Annotated in this window: 14 protein-coding genes and 1 tRNA gene; 5 read left to right on the forward strand and 10 right to left on the reverse strand. The window is 68.1% G+C overall.

The window, feature by feature from the left end:
• Positions 1-22 precede the first annotated feature (22 nt).
• From CHRYSEO8AT_RS03955 to CHRYSEO8AT_RS03975, 5 genes are all read left to right on the forward strand, one after another.
• Positions 23-1,858, forward strand: a complete 1,836-nt coding sequence (locus CHRYSEO8AT_RS03955) for a Ca2+-dependent phosphoinositide-specific phospholipase C (protein ID WP_159846555.1) — start codon at positions 23-25, stop codon at positions 1,856-1,858.
• Positions 1,859-1,999: 141 nt separating this feature from the next.
• Positions 2,000-4,756 carry a TonB-dependent receptor gene (locus CHRYSEO8AT_RS03960; RefSeq protein ID WP_159846558.1) on the forward strand — a complete coding sequence of 919 codons (2,757 nt, stop codon included), beginning with the start codon at positions 2,000-2,002 and terminating at the stop codon, positions 4,754-4,756.
• Positions 4,757-4,801: 45 nt separating this feature from the next.
• Entirely contained in the window at positions 4,802-5,383 is a 582-nt protein-coding gene (locus tag CHRYSEO8AT_RS03965; RefSeq protein WP_236547416.1) for an RNA polymerase sigma factor, read from the forward strand.
• 87 nt (positions 5,384-5,470) lie between these two features.
• Positions 5,471-6,460, forward strand: a complete 990-nt coding sequence (locus tag CHRYSEO8AT_RS03970) for a FecR domain-containing protein (protein ID WP_159846561.1) — start codon at positions 5,471-5,473, stop codon at positions 6,458-6,460.
• A gap of 156 nt (positions 6,461-6,616) precedes the next feature.
• Positions 6,617-9,523: a TonB-dependent receptor gene (locus tag CHRYSEO8AT_RS03975; protein WP_159851607.1), complete on the forward strand. Its 2,907-nt coding sequence runs from the start codon at positions 6,617-6,619 to the stop codon at positions 9,521-9,523.
• Between the two features lie 4 nt (positions 9,524-9,527).
• Here CHRYSEO8AT_RS03975 and CHRYSEO8AT_RS03980 read toward each other — a convergent pair.
• The 10 genes from CHRYSEO8AT_RS03980 to CHRYSEO8AT_RS04025 all read right to left on the reverse strand — a co-directional run bounded on the left by CHRYSEO8AT_RS03980 (position 9,528) and on the right by CHRYSEO8AT_RS04025 (position 16,756).
• Positions 9,528-9,604: transfer RNA gene (locus CHRYSEO8AT_RS03980), tRNA-Arg, on the reverse strand.
• A gap of 218 nt (positions 9,605-9,822) precedes the next feature.
• On the reverse strand, positions 9,823-10,281 hold the full coding sequence (locus tag CHRYSEO8AT_RS03985) for a hypothetical protein (protein WP_159846564.1): 459 nt from the start codon (positions 10,279-10,281) through the stop codon (positions 9,823-9,825).
• 10 nt (positions 10,282-10,291) lie between these two features.
• Complete coding sequence (locus CHRYSEO8AT_RS03990; RefSeq protein ID WP_159846567.1) at positions 10,292-10,882, reverse strand: response regulator; 591 nt, start codon at positions 10,880-10,882, stop codon at positions 10,292-10,294.
• A gap of 4 nt (positions 10,883-10,886) precedes the next feature.
• Positions 10,887-11,231 carry a hypothetical protein gene (locus CHRYSEO8AT_RS03995; protein ID WP_135194676.1) on the reverse strand — a complete coding sequence of 115 codons (345 nt, stop codon included), beginning with the start codon at positions 11,229-11,231 and terminating at the stop codon, positions 10,887-10,889.
• Between the two features lie 2 nt (positions 11,232-11,233).
• Positions 11,234-11,776: a chemotaxis protein CheD gene (locus CHRYSEO8AT_RS04000; RefSeq protein ID WP_159846570.1), complete on the reverse strand. Its 543-nt coding sequence runs from the start codon at positions 11,774-11,776 to the stop codon at positions 11,234-11,236.
• Positions 11,773-12,162 carry a response regulator gene (locus CHRYSEO8AT_RS04005; RefSeq protein WP_008262387.1) on the reverse strand — a complete coding sequence of 130 codons (390 nt, stop codon included), beginning with the start codon at positions 12,160-12,162 and terminating at the stop codon, positions 11,773-11,775. The genes CHRYSEO8AT_RS04000 and CHRYSEO8AT_RS04005 overlap by 4 nt, the downstream gene beginning before the upstream one ends.
• A 15-nt stretch (positions 12,163-12,177) precedes the next feature.
• Positions 12,178-13,215, reverse strand: coding sequence for a chemotaxis response regulator protein-glutamate methylesterase (locus CHRYSEO8AT_RS04010; RefSeq protein WP_159846573.1), 1,038 nt, complete (start codon positions 13,213-13,215; stop codon positions 12,178-12,180).
• Positions 13,212-14,075 carry a protein-glutamate O-methyltransferase CheR gene (locus CHRYSEO8AT_RS04015; protein WP_159846576.1) on the reverse strand — a complete coding sequence of 288 codons (864 nt, stop codon included), beginning with the start codon at positions 14,073-14,075 and terminating at the stop codon, positions 13,212-13,214. The genes CHRYSEO8AT_RS04010 and CHRYSEO8AT_RS04015 overlap by 4 nt, the downstream gene beginning before the upstream one ends.
• The gene (locus CHRYSEO8AT_RS04020) at positions 14,072-14,527 is read right to left on the reverse strand and encodes a chemotaxis protein CheW (RefSeq protein WP_159846579.1); all 456 of its coding nucleotides are present in this window, start codon (positions 14,525-14,527) and stop codon (positions 14,072-14,074) included. The genes CHRYSEO8AT_RS04015 and CHRYSEO8AT_RS04020 overlap by 4 nt, the downstream gene beginning before the upstream one ends.
• A 3-nt stretch (positions 14,528-14,530) precedes the next feature.
• Positions 14,531-16,756, reverse strand: coding sequence for a chemotaxis protein CheA (locus CHRYSEO8AT_RS04025; protein ID WP_159846582.1), 2,226 nt, complete (start codon positions 16,754-16,756; stop codon positions 14,531-14,533).
• Between the last annotated feature and the right edge of the window lie 23 nt (positions 16,757-16,779).

Below are 16,779 nucleotides of genomic sequence, written 5' to 3' on the forward strand. Positions count from 1 at the left end.
GCGTCCCTCCCGGAGATCGATCATGAGCGCTCTTGTCCTCGCCCTGCTTCTGGGTGCGTCGTCCTGCGAGCCAGCCGCCGCCGATGTGGGCGCAGCGGGCGGGGATGGCTGTGCGCGGGTCTGGATGGATCGGTCGTTGCGGATGAACGACATCGCCGCAGTCGGCACCCACAACAGCTACAAGCTGGCCATTCCAGAGGCCGAGCTGGCCGCAATGACGGCGGTCGACCCGCGCGCGACGGGGTTGGATTATGCGCATCGTCCGTTGACGGAACAACTGGACGCCGGCGCACGTCAGCTGGAGATCGACGTGCTGAACGACCCCCTGGGCGGCCGATATGCGCGCCCGGCCTCGGCACTGGGTCGAGCAGGCCAGGGCGCGCCGACGAGCCCGAGCTTCCGGGACGCCATGGCGCGGCCGGGGATGAAGGTGCTGCATATGCCCGACGTGGATTTTCGCAGTTCCTGCCTGACCTTCGTCGCCTGTCTGACCCAGGTCCGCGACTGGTCGGCCGCCCATCCCGATCACGCGCCCATCCTGATCATGCTGAACGCCAAGACGGGCGCCGCCTCTATGCCGGGCGGCGCAGCGCCGATGGATTTCGACGCGGCGGCCTGGGACGCGCTGGACGCCGAGATCCGCGCCGTGTTCGACGCCGGTCGCCTGATCACGCCGCACCAGGTGCGCGGCGACCACGCCACCCTGCGTGAGGGCGTGCTGGCGGGCGGCTGGCCGACGGTTGGCGAGGCGCGCGGCAAGGTCTTCTTTGCTTTGGACGAGGGGCCGGAAAAGGTCGCGGCCTATGCGGCGGGACGGCCGTCGCTTCAGGGCCGGGCGATGTTCGTCAACACCGACGAGGCCAGCCCCGCCGCCGCCTATCTGACGCTCAACGATCCGGTGGCCCAGCAGGATCGCATCCGGGCGGCCGTGCGCCAGGGCTTCATCGTGCGCACCCGCGCCGACGCCGACACGGTCGAGGCCAGGGCCGCCGACGTGACGCGCCGCACCTCCGCCTTCGCCAGCGGGGCGCAATATGTCTCGACCGACTACTATTGGGCCGATCCGCGCTTTGCGGCCTATGAGGTGCGTCTGCCGGGGGCCCAGGCGGCGGCGTGCAATCCGGTGCGGGCGGCGGCGCGGTGCGACGGACTGGCGGTCGAGATGGTTTCTGGCGCGCCCGTGCGCGGCTATCTGGCGCCAGGGGATCGACCGGACCTGACGACGGTGCTGGCCCCGCCGCCCGAGCCGGGCTCGCCCCGCGACCGCGCCAACGCCGAGGTGTTCCGCGAGACCCGCGCGCTTCAGGGCACGGCGCGCTGGGACGTGGCGACCGCCGATGTCACGGGCGACAAATACGACCATTTCGCCCAGGCGCTGGGCGTGCGCCTGACGCCGGAACAGGCGCCGGTGCTGACGGCCCTGCTGGACCGGTCGGGCAATGACCGCTCGGTCGTGGGTGTGGCCAAGGAACACTGGGGGACCAAGCGGCCCTATATCGGCACGGACCTGCCGATCTGCGAGGCCAAAAGCGACCATCTGGCGGGCAATCCCGACTATCCATCCGGCCATTCGGCGCATGGGATGCACATCGCCATGATCCTGGCCGAACTGGCGCCCCAGCGGGCCGACGCCCTGTATGCGCGCGGTCGCGAGTTCGCCGAGAGCCGCTTCGTCTGCGGCTCGCACAGCTACAGCGCCGCCGAGGCCGGCATTCTGTCGGGCGCGGTCATCTATGGCGCCGAACAGCGCTCTGAGACCTTCCGTCGCGACATGGAGGCGGCGCGCGCGGAGGTGCAGGCGGCGCTGGCCAAGGCCCGTCTTGAGCCGGTTGCGAGGTCGAACGCGACAGCGCCGTGAACATTGGATGAAATCGGCTGTCACACGCTGAGGGGCGGGGTGACGCCGTCGTTGAGGGCGGTAGATCGGCCGGCGTGACGCCATGGGCCGGTCGACGTGTTTCGCGGGTGAAACGCGTCAAGCTCTCTGGGGGTAGTCCAAATGAAGAACCGAATTCTCGGCACGACGGCGCTGGTCGTCGCGGCCGTCTCGCCGTTCGCCGCCTTCGCGCAAACGGCCGACCAAGTCTCGGCGCAGGCTAACGTGTCCCAGGTCGACGAGATCATCGTCACCGGCAGCTATCGCCGGAGCCTGGAAGAGGCCGTCGACATCAAGCGCAAGACGGTCGGCTTCTCCGATTCGATCGTGGCGACCGACGTGGCCAACTTCCCCGAGCAGAACCTGGCGGAGGCGCTGCAACGCATCCCCGGCGTGACCATCGAACGCAACAGGGGCCTGGGCCAGCGCGTGTCGGTGCGCGGCCTGCCCAGCGAGTTCACCTTCGTCACCATCAACGGCCTGGCGACCGCCTCGGGCAGCGGCGGGCGCGACGTCGAGTTCGACATCTTCGCCTCGGAAATCATCCAGCAGGTCACGGTACAGAAGTCCCCGCGCGCGGCGGACGAGGAAGGCGGCATCGCCGGTTCGGTCAACATCTCGACCGCGCGTCCGTTCGACTATGAGGGGCGTCGCATCGTGGCCTCGGCCGAGGGCGCCTACAACTCCATCTCGGAAAAGACCGATCCGAAACTGTCCTTCCTGGCCAGCGACACCTGGGGCGACTGGGGTGCGCTGGTGTCCTTCTCGAGCGCACGCCGGACCAACCGCACGGACTCGGAATCGGGCATCAACTTCCGTCCCCTGACGCGTTTCCTGGCGACCTCGACCGGCGTGCGCGGCACGCAGGCCGCCGCCGTCCTGGCGCGCGACGCCGGCGTCATCGTCCAGAACCGCGCCAATACGGCCGAGACCGACCGGATCATCTTCCAGGACAAGGTGGGCGACCGCGCCTATCTGAACACCCAGGACCAGTGGGGCGGAGCCCTGTCGCTGCAGTATCGTCCGTCGGCCAACTTCAGCCTGGCGTTCGACGCCCTGATCGGCCGCTATGAGACCACCGAAGACCAGTATGATGCGGCGGCCTATTCGGCCTCCAGCCGTTCGACGCTTGAGACGATCCACGAGTTCGACAAGACCACCTTGGCCGACTACGGCATGGTGGTGCTGCGCGACGTCTCCTACACGCTCACCCAGCACGAGATGCTCAGCAAGGAGCAGATCAACGAGACCGACTATCGCCAGTTCGGGACCGAGCTGAACTGGAGCGGCGACAGCTGGAAGTTGCACGCCCTGGCCGGCTATTCCGGCGCCGAGAAGACGCTGGACTACGCCAATCTGAAGCACGTCGCCTATGCGCCGTCGCGGACGCGCTGGACCGCCGACGGCGGCGAGACGATCAAGAGCGCCAACCCCGCCTCGATCGACATGTACAACTCGCCTCAGAGCTATCTGTTCGAAGCGTATGAGACGACGCTGGAACAGATCACCGACGACAAATACGCCGCCCAGATCGACTTCACCAAATACCTGGGCCTGGACTTTTTCCCGGCCCTGACCAGCGTCCAGTTCGGCGCGCGCTATACCGACAAGTCCAAGGAGCGGCAGTACGGCGCCCTGAACATCCAGGGGACCGGGCCGGGCCGCGTCGACTATCTGAACCGTCCGATGTCGCAAAGCGAACTGACGCCGATCGGCGACCTGGTTCCCGGCGGCGCCTTCAGCATTCGCGATCTGAACTGGAGCCAGGTGTGGAACGACTACGCCCGTCGCACCTTCCGCTACGACGGCTTCTCCACGCCGTTCACGCCCGGCGACTACTACGAAGTGTCGGAAAAGGTCCTGTCGCTCTACGCCATGGCGGATCTGAACTTCGACATCGGCCCGGTGCCGGTCTCGGTCAACGGCGGCGCGCGTTATGTCGATACCTCGATCACCTCGTCGGGCTATCACCAGATCCAGAACCCGAACGGTTCGACCGGCTTCACGCCTGCGCCGATTTCGAGCGACGGCGGCTATGACAAGCTCCTGCCCAGCCTGAACCTCACGGCCGAACTGACCGACAGCCTGATGTTCCGCGCGGCGGCGTCGGAAACCCTGATCCGCCCGGCCCTGACCGACCTGGCCTACAAGCGCACGGCCAGCTTCAACTCGTTCCGCTTCACAGACGGCAACCCCAACCTGAAGCCGACTTACGCCAAGCAATGGGAAGTCGGGCTGGAGCAGTATCTGGGCGACGGCGGTCTGCTGGCGGTCTCGTATTTCTGGAAGGAGATTGAGGGCGTGGTGCGTCAGGCCCTGACGGGCACCGTGCCGAACGTGACCAAGTACAACGCCAACGGCACCATCGACGGCGTCTATACCTTCGACGTCTATCAGCCGATCAACGAGCCGGGCTCCTATGAGGTCAGCGGGGTCGAGCTCGTCGCCGTGGTGCCGTTCGGCCAGTTCTACGCGCCGCTGGAAGGGTTCGGGATCAACGCCAACTATACCGTTCTGGACAGCTCGCTGACCGGCACGTCGAAACTGGGCATTCCCACCCCGCCGGTCGGCCTGGCCGACAACACCTACAACGTCACCCTGTTCTACGAAAACGCCAGGTTCCAGGCTCGGGCGTCCTACAACTTCAAGGACAAGTACGTCGAAGCCATCGGCTACGAAATGTATCCGATCTGGCGTGAGGGTTATGGCCAGGTCGATCTGTCGGCCAGCTACCGCGTGACCGACGCCATCCAGATCAACCTGGAAGGCATCAACGTCACCGACGAGGCGACCAAGGGCTACACGATGGATCCGTCCTTCCCCACGATGTACGAAATGTCGGGACGCCGGATCAATCTGGGCCTGCGGATGGAGTTCTGATCCGTTCGTGGACCTGAACCCCTGCCCTGACTGTCAGGCGAGCGCGTGATCCCCGCGCGTTCACCTCGCCGTGACGCCTCCTCCTGTTCGGGAGGGGGCGTCTTTGCGCCTTCGGGCGACACCGGCGTCGAGGCCGAGGTCAACCGTCTGCGGACCGATCTGGTCGCCTATCTGCTGCGCAAGACCCGCGGCGCCGGCGACGCCGAGGACGTGGTTCAGGAGGCCTTCGTGCGCTTCCACCGCGCCGGCCACGATCTGAACAGCGCCGACGCTCGGCCCCTGTTGTTCGTCATCGCGCGCAACATCCAGCTGGACCGCTGGAAGGCCGACGGACGCGAGAGCGCGCGACGCAGCGCCCATGACATCCACGACCTGGACAACGGACCGCGCGCGATCGCCAGCGAGACGCCCGACGCCGAGACCGGGCTGATCCGCCGACAGGACCTGGCCGCCGCCGCCGCCGTGATCCGGGCCCTGCCGCCCAAGACCCGCGACGCCTTTCTGCTGCACCGGTTCGAGGCCCTGACCTATCGCCAGATCGCCGGACGACTGGGCGTCTCGGTCAGCATGGTCGAAAAACATATCGCCGAAGCCCTCCGTCAACTGAAGAAATCGCGGGGCGACTGAGGTGTCTCGCATCTGGATCGTTGTGCTTTTTGAGGCGGGCTGCAAAGGCGACCCGCGCCGCGCGTTTAAGAGGAAATCGCCACGCTGATGCTGGAGCGCCTGAACATCCTGATCGCCGCTCGTCCCAGGACGGCCGAGGCGTGGCTGGCCCGCATGGCGCGGCCGGGCGCGGGCGCGCGCGAACAGGCCGGCCTGATAGCGTGGCTGGAGGCCGATCCCGACCATCTACGTCAGTACGAACAGGCCAAGGCCGACCAGGCGGCGCTGGAACCCTTGCGCAGCGCCTTCGCCGGCGATCTGGCGGCCCTGCGTCGCAGCGAGCGCAAGTCGATGACGCGCCGTCCACTGCTGGCGTCGGGTCTTGCCATGGCGGCCGTCGCCGCCGCCGTCGTCCTGGTCCCGATGCTGAAGGGCGCCGAACAGGGTCGGCTTTACGAGGCCGCGCCCGGCCGGATCACCGACATCGCCCTGGACGATGGGTCGCGGGTGACACTGGACGCCGGATCCGCCATCCGCGTGAACCTGGGCGACGACGCGCGCCGTGCGACGCTGGAACGGGGCGCGGCCTATTTCGAGGTGGCCCACAACACCGCCCGTCCCTTCCAGGTCGCAGTCGGGGATCGTCGGGTGATCGTGACCGGAACGCGCTTCGTCACCGCCCTGACCGGCGACGGCGCGCAGATCTCGCTGTTGCAGGGGCGGGTCGCGGTCGGGACGCGCGACGCGACGGCCAAAGATGCGCTGGACGGCGCCCTGATGCTGTCGCCGGGCGAACGTGCGGACTTCCAGCCGGGCAAGCCGGGCATCCGCAAGATGGCCGCCGACGTCGAGATGGCGACGGCCTGGCGCAAGCGTCGCCTGGTGTTCCAGGATGCGCCCCTGTCGGCCGTGGTCGCCGCCGTCGCCCGTTATTCGGACCATCCCCTGGTCCTGGCCGATCCTGCGCTCGGACGCACCCGCGTGACGGTGGTCCTGCCGCTTGAGGGCGAGGATGCGTTGGAAGACCGGATGGCGGCCCTGCTGCCGATCCGCATCGTACCGGACCGGGACGGCCGGCGGCTGATCCGCGCGGAGTGAGGCGGCCGTATCGCAGACCTGTCATGGGACTGCGCTAAGGGCTTCACGGAACATCTCCCCGAGGCTCGCTGTTTGAAACCGCCCGCTGCATCGCTGCCCGCCGGCGTGCGACGCAAGCCTCGGCGCGTCGTCTGCGGGGTTGCGACCGTCGCCGTGATGGCTGCCCTTGCCCAGCCGGCGCTGGCCCAGTCCGGGTCGCGCGTTCAGGCCTTCGACATCGCCGGCCAGGACGCCTCGTCCGCCCTGTTGCGCCTGTGCCTGGAGGCCGGGTGCGAACTGGCCTTCGTGCAACGTCCCGGCCGGGACGTGCGCACGCGCGCAGTCAACGGACGGATGAGCTGGCGCGCCGCTCTGGCGCGGATGCTGGAAGGAACCGACCTGCGGTATCGCTTCGTCGGGTCGCGGGGCGTGCGCATCTGGGCCGTCGCTCCGCCAATCCGACCGGCCGCGCCGCCCCCGCCCGAAACGACCGAACTGGAAGCGGTCGAGGTCGTCGGCCGCCTGTCGGACCGGATCGACGAGGCCTTGCGGCGCAAGCGTGACGCCGACGTCATCTCCGACGGCCTGTCGTCCGAGCGGATCGGCGACCTGCCGTCCGCCAATCTGGCCGAGGCGCTGCAAAGGGTGCCGGGCGTCGCCATCGAGCGCGAGGTCGGCGAGGGCCAGTTCGTCAGCGTGCGGGGTCTGGGGCCGCTGTTCCAGTCCGTGACCCTGAACGGCGCGCCCGTGGCCTTCAACGAGAACATCCGCAACTCGACGCAAAGCGGACGGCAGTTCCGGTTTCGCGCCCTGTCCGTCGATCTGCTGGCGGGCGCGCGCCTGACCAAGTCCGCGACGGCGGACCTGACCGAGGGCGGCATCGGCTCTAACATCGACATCGAAACGGCCGGCGGGCTGGACGGCGATCCGTTCCTGACGGTGCGGCTTGGCGGCGAGACCACGACGCGCGACGGACGCATCAGCCCCGATCTGTCCATGGGCGGACGGTGGGTCTTATCGAGCGGTTCCGCCGGTCTTGTCGCGGGTCTGTCGCAGGAGCAGAGATCGGTCCGCTATGATCGGTTTCAGGTCATGCGCTATGGGGACATCGTCGTGGACGGCCGCACTCTGGCGGCGCCCAACGACCTGCGCACCACGGTCGAAAGCGAGGATCGCCGCCGCCGCAGCGGTTTCGTCGGGGGGGACTGGCAGGTCTCGCCGGACCTTAGGCTCGATCTCGACGCCCTGGTCTCGACCTTCGACAACGCCATCCGCGAGGACCGGCTGGTCTTCGGCCTGGGCGAGCGGTTGGCGACGCCGGGCGCGATCCAGCGGGTTCAGGACGGGGTCGTCACGGCGGGCCGGATCGCCGCCGGACGGATCGACAACAACACCGAGTTCTCGGACCAGTCGCACCTGAACGTCGCTGCCTCGCTGGGCGCCGAACTACGGCTCGGGAACTGGCGACTGACCCCACGCCTCAGCGTCTCCAGCGCGCACTCCGTGCTCGACACGCCGCTGGAGCGACTGTCGGCCCAGTCGCCGGAGGGCGTCGCCTACGTTTTCGATCTGAAGGGCGCCGCCGACGCGCGTCGGGCAGACCGGCTGACGACCGACTTCGATCTGTTGGATCCCTCCCGGCTGGTTCTGGCTCAGTTGAATATCAGGGCGGTCGAATCCCGCGACGAGGACGTGACCGCCGTCCTGGACGCCCGCCGGACCCTGGACCGAACCTTGGGCGGCCTTCGGCTTTCGTCCGTTCAGATGGGGGGGCAGTTCAGCACGCGCAGCCGTGACTATCAGCGCCGCGACCGACGCGCGGCCCTGCGCCCCGGCCAGGGCGACATCGCCGGCCTCTATGACGGCGTCACGCCGGGGGATGTGTTTTCCGACCTGATCGCTGCGCGCCCCGGGCCCTGGATCACGCCGGCGTTCGACCGGCTACGCGCCGCCTTCGTCCTGCCCGACGAACGCGACGACGTGGTCTTTCGGCCGGACGACCTGACGCCGACAGGCTCGGACCTGCAGAACTCCTACGGGGTCGAGGAGCGGGTTGCGTCGGCCTATGTCCGGGCGGACTTCGACGGGCGCGGGGGCGGCCTGTCCTATTTCGGCAACGCCGGGCTGCGGCTGGTCGGGACCCGCACCCATGTGGACGGCGCGCGCATGGCCGGCGTCGGCGGCGTAGCGCAGGTCACGCCCCTGACCCACGACGGCGACAATGCCATCCTGCTGCCCAGCCTGAACCTGGCGTTCGACATCGCGGACGACGCCGTCGTGCGCCTGGCGGCGTCGCGCACGATCACCCGCCCGTCCCTGGCCGACCTGCGCGCCTCGACGGTGCCCGCCAGCGTCCTGGTCTCGGCCATCTACCAATACGGACAGGCGGCCGTCGACAGCCCCGAGCCGGGCGTGATCTTCAGCGGAATCGGCGGCAACCCCGAACTGACCCCCTATGTCTCGACCAATCTGGACCTGTCCTATGAGGTCACCGGCCGCCGGACCAGTTTCAGCCTGGCCCTGTTCCATAAGACGATCCGCGACTTCATCCAGGCGACCTGGGCCGTCGAGACCCTGACGTTCGAGACCCGAACCGGCGCGGCGGTCCAGGCGCCGGTGCTGATGTCGCGTCCACGCAATGTCGGCCGGGCCCGGATCGACGGGCTGGAGGCGGGCCTGCACCACCGGCTGGGCGGCGGACTAGGCGTCTGGGCCAGCGCCACCTGGACCGACAGCCGCCTGGCGGACGGCGAGCGCCTGACCGGCGTGTCGGACCTCGCCTGGTCGATCAATCCCTACCTGGAACGCGGTCCCTTCGCGCTGAACCTGTCCTGGTCGTGGCGGTCCGCCTTCCGCTCCGAGGCCGACCTGCAGGGCGGCGGGGTGTCCGCCTTCATCGTCGGATCCGCAGGCTATCTGGACGCCCAGGCCACCTACCGGATCGACGCCCGCACCCGACTCTCCATCGCCGCCACCAACCTGACCGACACCCGCGACCTGGCCTACGAACGCACCCCCGCCCGCCTGCTCCAGATCGGCTCCGCCGGCCGACAGTTGTCCTTTGGGTTGGAGCTGAACTGGTAGGATTTGGCGACCCCGGAGGGACTCCAACCCCCGACCTCGGCTTTAGGAAAGCCTTGCTCTATGCAGCTGAGCTACGGGGCCACGGGGGTGACCTAGCGTCTTGGGGGGATTTGAAAAAGGGGGCAGCGCCGTTGGGGGCTAAAAAGTCTGCGGTTTGCGGTCGTGGGGAGTTGGAACGGGCTTGTGGTTAAGCCCCCTTAACCTACCAGATGTCGCGGTGAACAAAGGACGAATGGGGCGGTGTCGGCGATTCGGTCCTGATTCGTTTCACCCTTGTTCCGCAGCGCCAGGCTTGGCCGTTAACTCGCGGGCGGGACGTGGGCGGTCAGGGCGCGCAGGCCTTCCAACAGGCGTTCGGAATCGGCGGTGGCCTGGCCCTGATCGGCCAGGGTCAGGCGCAGGACGCGGACGTGGATCTCGATCGACGGCCAGGACCAGACGCCGGCGGCGCGCATCCTGTCGGCGATCTCGCACAGGCTGAAGGCGGCCTCGAAGAAGGCGGGGACATCCAGATAGCCGGCCATGTCGACCATGGCGGAGGCAAAGGCGTAGATCTGGGTCGGGGCGTCCGCTGGGCGGCTGGCGCACAGGGCGTCGATGGCGTCGATATTGGTGGCCAACAGGTCGAAGACATGATCGCGCTGACCCTCCAGCGCCTGATTGGCGCGGGACTCGGCCTCGACCACCAGCCGTCCGCCGGGACGGGCCATCTGACGCTGGAGCGAGGTGTGGACCTTGCGGATGGTGGGCTTGGTCATCGAGCGCGGCTCACAGACTGACCTTCATCGGTTTCATCAGCATATCGATGGCGTCCTGATCCATGTTTTCCTCGACGGCGGCGCCCAGTTCGCCCGACAAGTCGCTCTCGCGACGACCATCTGCGCCGGCCGGGGGGCCATAGTTACGCACGCGGCGGTCGGGTCCGACGTAGCGTTCGGCCTCGACGAAATCGCGATCCTCTGCGCCCAGCCAGATGATGCGTTTCAGCAGCAGCGCCGGCGACAGGGGTTTGGCGACCATGAAGCTGGCGCCGCAGTCGCGACCCTGATGAACCTTGGCTTGGGACGCATGGCCCAGGATCATGATGACGGGCACATATCGGGCCGGCGTCGGGGCATCACGACGCAGCCAGCGCACGAACTCATAGCCGTCCATGTCGGGCATGATGCAGTCGATCAGGATCAGATCGACGGCGCGGCGGGCCAGGAGTTCCGTCGCGGCCTGGGCCGACGGGCACTTGATCTGTTCCTTGCAGCCAAAGCCCTGGACGATGGAGCCCAGCATATCCAGCGACGTGGGCTGGTCGTCGATCAGCAGGACCGTGGTGTGCGCCAGATTGACCCGATCGCCCTTGGCCATGACATCAAAACAGCATCAGGTCGCCGGCGTCGGCGGTGGACGCCGGGCGATGTTCACCGGCGGCGGGTCGCAGGCGGCCGGCCATGTCGGCCAGCGACAGTCGGCTGACGGCCTCGGACGGGCTGGCGCCACCGCCCAGCATGCGCAGGACGCCGGACAGAGCCTCCAGCCGCTGGGTCAGGGCGTCCAGGGCCTGGGCCTGGGTCAGGGCGTTGGGGCGTTCCTCGGGCGGGGCGCGGCGGACCAGGTCACTGACCAGGGCCTCGATCCCGTCGATGCCTTCGCGGACCAGCATCAGCTCGTCGGCGACGGCGGCCAGCAGGTCGGCATGTTCGGGAGGGGCGCTCATGATCAGAACAGTTCCAGCGCACCGGTATCGACCGGGGCGACGACGGGCACGGGCTTGGGCGCGACGACATCCGTCACGGCGCGCTGCAGGGCGCGACCGGAAACGGGCCAGTAATGCAGGCGGCGTCCGCCATCGCCGCGCAGGCTGCCGCCCACGACCGGAATGCCTTCGTCGCGCAGAAACTTCTCGGCGAAGTCGGCGTTGCTGCGGCCCACGTCGCGCAGGCTGTCGAACATGCGGCCGCCGCCGAACAGCTTGGCCTCCATCCGCTCGCGACGCCCGCCCGCCTTGAGCATGTCGTTGATCAGAAGCTCCATCGCATAGGCGCCGTAACGACGCCCGGCGTCGGTCCCCGCCCCCGAGCCTTCCGGCAGCAGGAAATGGTTCATGCCGCCGACGCCCGCCAGCGGATCGCGCAGGCACATGGCGACGCAGGACCCCAGGATGGTGCTGAGCACGACGTTGGGATCGGACGTGATGTGGTGCTCGCCCTGACCGACGTGAACGCGTTTCTCCACGCTGTCCTTCAGGGCGGCGAAACTCATGTCAGGGGACCGAAGACGGCTTCCAGCTTGCCTTTGAGCTGAGCGACCGTGAACGGCTTGACCAGGTAGTTGTTGACGCCGAACTGCACCGCGCGCTGGACCAGTTCGCGGTCGGCGCGGCCGGTCAGCATGATGAAGGCGGTCTTGGACGTGGGCGGGTGGGCGCGCACGGCGCGCAGCAAGCCCAGCCCATCCAGGTTCGGCATGTTGTAGTCCGAGATGATCAGGTGCGCGGGCTTGGAGATGATGTCGCGCAGCGCGATCTCGCCGTCGGCGGCCTCGCGGATCTCGCGGACGCCGAGCTGTTGCAGACTGGTGCGAACCAGCGAGCGCATCGTCATCTGATCGTCGACGACCAGGCAGTGGAGAGAGGCGGCGGCGGGCATAGATTACGCTCCCGGTTAGGCGACTGACCGCGCGGCCGGATCGGCGCACAGTTCTAGGATGGCTGGTGACAGGCGGTGCAGCGGCAACTGCCGCTCCACGGCGCCCAGTTCGAAGGCGGCCTTGGGCATGCCGTAGACGACGCAGGTGGCCTCGTCCTGGCCCAGGGTGCGGCCGCCGGCTTCGCGCATGGCCAGAAGGCCCTTGGCGCCGTCGCGGCCCATACCGGTCAGGATGACGCCGGTCATCGGCCGCTTCAGGCGCACGATGGAATCGAACATCACGTCGACCGACGGGCGGTGACCATTGACCGGATCGCTGGCGACCAGTCGGCAGCGCGGCGACATGCCGGATGCGACCTCCAGATGGGTCGCGCCGCCGGGGGCCAGATAGATGTGGCCCGGCTTCAGCGGCGCGCCGTCCACGGCTTCGGTCACCGTCGGAGCGCAGACGCGGTCCAGACGGGCGGCGAAGCTGGCGGTGAAGGTCGCCGGCATGTGCTGGGTAATGACCGTGGCGGGGCAGTTGGCGGGAAAGCCGCTGAGCACGGTCAGCAGGGCCTCGACCCCGCCGGTAGACGAGCCGATGGCCAGGATGTGATTGGGATCGGGACGATAGGCGCGCGGGGCCTCGGCGGCGGCCGGGGTGTCGCCACGGGCGCGGACGCGCGAGCGGGCGGCCGTCTTCACCTTGCCGATCAGGTCGTGGAAGGCGTCCACGCTGGCGACCGCCGGTTTGGCCACCGCGTCCACGGCGCCGATTTCCAGCGCGGCCAGGGTCACGTCGGTCCCGGCCGCCGTCAGGGTCGAGACCATGACCACCGGCATGGGCCGCAGCCGCATGATCTTTTCCAGGAACTCCAGCCCGTTCATGTTGGGCATCTCTACGTCAAGTGTCAGGACGTCGGGGTTCAGAGCCTTGATCGCGGCGCGCGCCTCGATGGGATCGGCGGCGGTGCCGACGACCTCGATCTCGGGGTCCGACTTCAGCGCGGCCGAGATCAGCCCGCGCATGGTCAGGCTGTCGTCGACGACCAGGACGCGAACGGGGCTCATGCCGGACCGCCCAGGCGATAGGTCGTCAGGCCGGCGGTCTGAAGCTGGCTGGTGGCGCCGCCCGAAACGCGCTCGGAATGGCCGATATAGAGGGTCGCGCCGGGGTTCATCAGCGGGGTGAACCGCTTCCACACCCGCTCCTGGGTCGCGTCGTCGAAATAGATCACGACGTTGCGGCAGAAGATGACGTCGAACTTGCCCTTCATCGGCCAGTCGCCAATCAGGTTCAGTTCCTTGAAGCTGACCAGACGCTTCAGCTGTTGGCCCGCCGTCCAGTTACCGCGGTCGGCGCGGTCGAAATATTTGCGCCACAGGGTGACGGGCGCCGGCTCCAGCGCCTCTTCGGAATAGGTGCCGTCGTGGCCTTGCGCGACCATGTTGGGATCGATGTCGGTGGCCAGGATCCGCACGTCCAGGTCCGCCGCATCGGGCAGGACCGACAGGATCGTCAGGGCCATCGAATAGGGTTCCTGCCCGTTCGAACAGGCGGCCGACCACAGGCGGACCCGGCCCCCGGCGCGCGCACGGGCGACCAGTTCGGGCATGACCCGATCGCGCAGGTCGTCGAAATGGTGGGGCTCGCGATAGAAGCGGGTGACGTTGGTCGTCAGGGCCGCCGTCATCTTCTGACGCTCGTCCACCCCGTCCACGCCCTCGACCAGGGCGCAGTAGTCGCGGAAGCTGGTGAGGCCCAGGGTGCGCAGACGCTTGGCCAGGCGCGAATAAACCAGCGCGGCCTTGCCCTCGTTCAGCGCTATGCCGGCATGGGCGTGCAGCATTTCGGCGATGTGGCGGAAATCATCGGCGGTGAAGACGAACTCGCCCTCGACGATGGATCCCCGACCGGCGGCGGCGGTCATGCGGCTTCGGCTTCGACTTGAGGCAGGATGTAATCCAGTTCGATCAGGCTGATCATGCGGCCGTCGATCGAGAAGATGCCTTTGACGAAAGTCTTCACCTGGTCGCTGGCCACGTCGGGCGTCGCCTGCACCGAGGCCTCGCTCATCTGCAGGATGTCGGACACGGCGTCGACCAGCAGCCCCACCATCCGGCCGCCGATGTGGGCGACCATGATGACGTGCCGGGCCGTCGGTTCCGACGTCGTCAGACCGAAGCGGGCGCCCAGGTCGATGATCGGCAGGACGGTGCCGCGCAGGTTGATGACGCCCTTCATGTAGCCCGGCGAACGCGGCAGAGGCGTCGCGGGCGTCCAGCCGCGGATTTCACGCACCGACATGATGTCGACGCAGAATTCCTGACTGCCGATGCGGAAGGCGATGAGTTCGCGCTGGGGATCTTTGGCTTCGGTCATGGTTCAGCTCGCGAGCTTGAAATCGGGGCGGATGGATTTGCGGCGCATGTCGGTGACGATGACGTCGACGTCGAGGATCAGAGCGACGCGACCGTCGCCAAGGATGGTGGCGGCGGCGACGCCCTCGACCTGCTGGTAGTTGGTCTCGAGGCTCTTGATGACGACTTGGCGCTGGCCCTGGATGGCGTCGAACAGAAGGGCCGCCTGCTGGCCGCTCTCGGTCTCGACGACCACGGCGACGCCTTCGGTCGGGTTCATCGGCTGCTCGCGGAAGCCCATGATCAGGGCCACGTCGATCAGCGGCAGGAAGCGCTCGCGGAAGCGGATCACCGGATCGACCCCCCCGACGAAATGCAGGTCGGCGGCCTGGGGCGTCAGGCTCTCGACGATGGCCGGCAGCGGCGCGATCAGGGTCTGTCCGGCGGCGGCGACGACCATGCCGTCCAGCACCGCCAGCGTCAGCGGCAGGCTGAGGGTGAAGGTCGAGCCCTTGCCGGGGACCGAGCTGATGGAGATTCGGCCGCCCAGGGCCTGGATCGAGCGCTTGACCACGTCCATGCCCACGCCCCGGCCCGAGATGTCGGACACGACGGCGGCGGTGGAGAAGCCGGGCGCGAAGATCAGATTGTCGATCTGCTCGTCCGTTAGGGGCGCGTCGGCGGCGATCAGACCCTTGTCGATGGCGATCTTCTTGACGCGCTCGCGGTTGATGCCGCGTCCATCGTCGGAAATCTCGATGACGATCCGGCCCGAACGGTGCAGAGCCGCCAGACGCACCGTGCCCTCGGCCGACTTGCCGGCGGCGGTGCGCTCGTCCGGCGTTTCCAGACCGTGGTCGATGGCGTTGCGCAGCATATGGGTGATCGGCTCGGCCAGGCGTTCGACCACGGTCTTGTCGACCTCGGTGTCCTCGCCGACGGTGACCAGGCGGACCTGTTTGGAGACCATGTCGGCGACTTCGCGCACCAGACGCGGCATGCGCTGGAACACCGACTTCACCGGCTGGGCGCGGATGGCCATGACACTGTCCTGGATCTCGCGGGTCAGCAGCTCCAGGTCTTCGAGGCCGAGCGCGATGCCGGACGAACGGGCCAGGCCGCTTTCCAGCACGCGCTGCGACAGCATGGCCTGCTGGATGACCAGTTCGCCGACGACGTTGATCAGGCGGTCCACCCGGTCCAGATCGACGCGGATCGTCACCGGCGCAGGCGCGACAGGCGCAGAGGCCGGAGCGGCGGCAGGGGACGGGGTTGGCGCAACAGCCGCAACGGGCGGCGGCGCGACGACGGGCGCCGGCTCGGGCTCGAAGGCCGCAAAGGGGATGGTCTCGGACGGCGCCTCCACGACCGCGCCGCTGGCCTTGGCCAACAGGGCGGCGATGTCCAGATCGTCGCTGGCCGGCAGGATCGCCGCCGGCTCGTCTTCGAACGTCGTGCTCATGTCCGACGCGCCTTCCATGTTGGCGCCAAGTGGCGTGATGGTCAGTTCACAGTCGCTCTCGACGAAGTCGAAGACCTCGCGCACGGCGGCCTCATCGACGGCGGCGTCCAGATCGATGGTCCAGGTCAGGCAGCCGTCCTCGACCGACAGGGCGTCCAAGAGGGGCACGTCGCCGTCGTCCAGAACCACCGTGGTCGGGCCGAGGCGGCCCAGTTCGCGCAGCAACAGGCCGGTCTCGTTCGCGTTGGCGTACATCCGGCCCAGCGGCTTGAACACGACGCGCCAGCCGACGGCCGGAGCTTCGGGCATGGCCGCGGCGGGTTCGTCCAGCGGCATGTCGAAGGCCATCGGCATGAAGCCGAAATCGTCGTCTTCGTCCTCGACCACGGGCGGCGCCTCACCGCCGTGGGTCAGCATTTCCAGCTCGACGACCAAGGCGGCGGAACGGCCCTCGTCCACTTGCGGGATCAGGCCCTGCGCCGCCTGAATATGATCGGCCAGCACGTCCGACGCCCGCAGCAGGGTTTTGATGGTGACCGTGTCGCAGGGTTTGCGGCCCGCGCGCAGTTCGTCCATCAGCGTCTCGAAGACGTGGGCGAACCGTACCAGCGCTTCCAGCCCGAACGCCCCTGCCCCGCCCTTGACGGAGTGGACGGCGCGGAAGACGGCGTTGATCGTCTCCAGGTCGGTCTGACCCTGCTCCAGCAGCATCAGCTTCGCCTCCAGGTCGGCGAGCAGTTCGTCGCATTCCTGGAAGAAGGTGACTTTGATGGCTTCGAAGGCGTCCATTAGGTGCGGGTCCGGCAGGCTTT

The sequence above is a fragment of the Brevundimonas sp. G8 genome (genome assembly GCF_902506205.1).
Classification (GTDB): Bacteria; Pseudomonadota; Alphaproteobacteria; order Caulobacterales; family Caulobacteraceae; genus Brevundimonas.